The 343-nt window shown below is 69.4% G+C and carries 1 protein-coding gene; it reads left to right on the top strand.

Annotated features, from left to right (window positions below):
• Nucleotides 1-343, top strand: a 343-nt coding sequence (locus EN857_RS33730; protein ID WP_135897708.1) for a WYL domain-containing protein, incomplete at both ends; no start/stop codon positions are given.

The raw sequence follows: 343 nt of genomic DNA on the forward strand, positions 1-343 counted from the left end.
GGGCGACGCGGTACTGGCGGGCGCGGCGCGTGACCTGATCGCCAAGATCACCACCGTCGTGCCCGAGCGGCTGCGCCCCTTCATCAGCAATCCAACCGTCGGCGCGCCGCTCAGCCGCGCAAGCCTGCCGGACGGGCTGGATATCGCGAAGGCGCGGGCCTCGATCCGCAAAGGCCACAAGATCCGGATCCGCTACCGCAACGAACAGGGCGACGAGAGCGAGCGCGTCGTCTGGCCGACCATGATCGGCTATGCCGAGACGGTGCGGCTGCTCGCAGCCTGGTGCGAGCTGCGCCAGGATTTCCGCCATTTCCGCGCCGATGCGGTCGGTGCGGAAATGGCG

This window comes from Mesorhizobium sp. M4B.F.Ca.ET.214.01.1.1 (genome assembly GCF_004791545.1).
In the GTDB taxonomy this organism is placed as follows: domain Bacteria; phylum Pseudomonadota; class Alphaproteobacteria; order Rhizobiales; family Rhizobiaceae; genus Mesorhizobium; species Mesorhizobium abyssinicae.